We start from the raw sequence: 2,717 nt of genomic DNA, 5'->3' as shown, positions 1-2,717 counted from the left end.
GGCGCCGCCGCCACCCCGTGGACAAGGCCGTGCTCGGCCTCGGGCTCACCCTGCTGGCCGTCTCGCTGCCGCCCTGGCCGGGCGCGGCCCTCGTGCTGGTCACCGCGCTCGCGGTGCTGCTGGGTCCGGCCCGGGTGCCCGGCCGGCGGCTGTGGCGCGCCTACCGGGTGCCGCTGGCCTTCTGCGTCACCGGCGCGCTCCCGCTGCTCGTGCAGGTGGGCGGGCCCGACGGGTTCCTCTCCCCGGCGCCCCACGGGCCGCAGCGGGCCGCGGAGTTGCTGCTGCGGACCTCCGCGGCCTCGCTGGGCGTGCTGCTGTTCGCCTTCACCACCCCGATGTCCGACCTGCTGCCCCGGCTGGTGCGGGCCGGGGTGCCGGCGCCGCTCGTCGACGTGGCGCTGGTGACGTACCGCATGAGTTTCCTGCTGCTCAACTCCGTGCGCCGGGTCCGCGACGCGCAGGCCGCCCGGCTCGGGCACACCACCCGGGCCGCCGCCTGGCGTTCGCTGGGCGGTCTGGGCGCCACCGCGTTCGTCCGGTCCTTCGACCGGGCGGCTCGGCTGCAGGCCGGGCTCGCCGGGCGCGGCTACGACGGCACCCTGCGCGTGCTGGTGCCCGAGGCGCGGATCTCGGTGCGCTTCACGGCCGCGAGCCTGACCCTGCTGGCGGCGCTCGCCGCCCTGACCCTCGTCCTGGAGAGGCCGCTTTCATGAGCGAGTCCGCGCTGGTCGCCCTGCGGGGCGCGTCCTTCGCCCACGAGGACGGCCCACCCGTGCTCAGCGGCCTCGACTTCGAGGTCCGCGGCGGGCGCGCGCTGGCCCTGCTGGGCCGCAACGGCAGCGGCAAGACCACCCTGATGCGGCTGCTCAGCGGCGGACTGCGCCCGCACACCGGGGAGTTGATCCTGGCCGGTGAGCCGGTGCGGTACGACCGGGCCGGGCTGACCCGGCTGCGGACGGCCGTGCAGCTGGTGGTGCAGGATCCGGACGACCAGCTGTTCGCCGCGTCCGTCGGCCAGGACGTGTCGTTCGGTCCGCTGAACCTCGGACTGTCCGACGCCGAGGTGCGCGGGCGGGTCGCGGAGGCGCTGGCCGCGCTGGACATCACCGCCCTCGCCGACCGGCCCACCCACCTGCTGTCCTACGGGCAGCGCAAGCGGGCGGCGATCGCGGGGGCGGTGGCCATGCGGCCCCGGGTGCTGATCCTCGACGAGCCGACGGCGGGCCTCGACCCCGACGGGCAGGAGCGGCTGATCGCCACCCTCGACCGGCTGCGCGGGGCGGGCACCACGGTGGTGATGGCCACCCATGACGTCGACCTCGCCCTGCGCTGGGCCGACGACGCGGCCGTGCTCACCCCGTCGGGGGTGAGCACCGGGCCGGTCGCCGGCCTGCTGTCCCGCGAAGACCTCCTGCGGGCGGCCGGTCTGCGGCTGCCGTGGGGCGTGGCGGCCGGTCACCTCCTGCGGACGCACGGCCTGTTGACCTCCGCGTCCGCGGACCCGCGCACCCCGGAGGAGCTGGCCGCCCTGGCCGACGGGACCGGCCCGGGCGGCCGGGCGGCGTCGCGCGGGGCCTCCTAGACGGCGGAGCGGAAGGCGGGCAGGTAGCCGCTGGACTGGCCGACGGCCTTGGGGTGGTAGGAGTTGGTGATCGGGATGGTCACACTGTGCAGCCAGGCGTCGCCGGAGCACAGTTCGTGCCCGGTGAACTCGTCGACCACGCTGGAGTAGGTGAACCCGGCGTTGGCCGCGCGCTTGGCGAGCACGCCGTTCAGGACGTCGGAGGCGTTGTTGATGGCGCCGCGCTCGGTCTCGGTCAGGCCCGCGATGCAGCTGCCGGACAGCTTGTAGAAGCGCGGGTATCCGAGGACCACGACGTGCGCCTGCGGGGAGCGGGCGCGGATGCCGCTGTAGAGCGAGTCCAGCTTGCCGGGCAGGGAGTTCTGCATCTGGGACACGGCGGTGTTGACGCGGCTGACGCAGGTGGCCTCGCTCTGCAGCACGCAGGCCTGCATGACGTCCGCGAAGCCGATGTCGTTGCCGCCCGCCGAGACGCTGACGAGCGTGGTGGAGGCGGTCAGGGCCCCCAGCTGGCCGCTGGAGACGCTGGACGTGGTCGCGCCGGAGCAGGCGACGAAGCGGAAGGAGGACGGGGAGTTGGCGTTGGCCCACAGCTGCGGGTACGCCTTGGTGCTCCGCTTGCAGGCCCCGCTTTCGGAGGTGTAGCTGCCCGCGCCGACGCCGGACGAGTAGGAGTCGCCGAGGGCGACGTAGTGGTGTCCGGCCGCCGAGGCGGGTTGCGCCAGGCCTAGGACGGTTGCGGCGCCCAGCAGGAGGGTCGCCAAAGAAGCCGCGAGGGAACGCACTGACACGTGTATCCATCCTTCACGCGCGTGACTTGCACCGGTAGTTGAGGGAGCAAGCACGGTTGTAGCAGGCGGGGATACCGCTCGGTAACTGTCGTGCGGGAAGTCATCCGTATTGCCCGAATACTGAGGTGCACATTTCAACTACGCGCGTGGATAAACCTCTGACGTGCGGTCTTGTCGTGGAGATTCGCACGGAGTTGACGGGGCGCGGGCGGGAGATCGTCCCGTCGCCTCGCCCCGCGCCCCGTCGCCCCGCATTCCGCCGCCCGCCGCCCCGCGCGACGGTGCCCGCGCCCCCGGGAGGGATCTCCCGGGGCGCGCGGGCCGGAGGTCAGCGCGTCTCGTCC

3 protein-coding genes are annotated in these 2,717 nt (G+C 74.2%); 2 read left to right on the top strand and 1 reads right to left on the bottom strand.

Translation table 11 applies throughout. The features are described 5' to 3' along the window. A partial coding sequence (gene cbiQ / locus G3I53_RS06590; RefSeq protein WP_239063616.1) for a cobalt ECF transporter T component CbiQ occupies positions 1-713 on the top strand: 713 nt, incomplete at its 5' end. Next, positions 710-1,582, top strand: coding sequence for an ATP-binding cassette domain-containing protein (locus G3I53_RS06585; protein ID WP_164332449.1), 873 nt, complete (start codon positions 710-712; stop codon positions 1,580-1,582). The genes cbiQ and G3I53_RS06585, both read left to right, overlap by 4 nt. Here the strand turns inward: G3I53_RS06585 and G3I53_RS06580 are convergent. Continuing rightward, positions 1,579-2,373: an SGNH/GDSL hydrolase family protein gene (locus G3I53_RS06580; RefSeq protein WP_164332448.1), complete on the bottom strand. Its 795-nt coding sequence runs from the start codon at positions 2,371-2,373 to the stop codon at positions 1,579-1,581. The genes G3I53_RS06585 and G3I53_RS06580 overlap by 4 nt on opposite strands. Between the last annotated feature and the right edge of the window lie 344 nt (positions 2,374-2,717).

This window comes from Streptomyces sp. SID14436 (assembly GCF_010548465.1).
Lineage (GTDB): Bacteria > Actinomycetota > Actinomycetes > Streptomycetales > Streptomycetaceae > Streptomyces.
Note: the sequence above shows the minus strand (reverse complement) of the source record. Positions and strands in the feature narration are given on the sequence as shown.

Coding starts and splice junctions, on each gene's coding strand:
- G3I53_RS06585 (WP_164332449.1), top strand. CDS start 710: ATGAGCGAGTCCGCGCTGGTCGCCCTGCGGGGCGCGTCCTTCGCCCAC.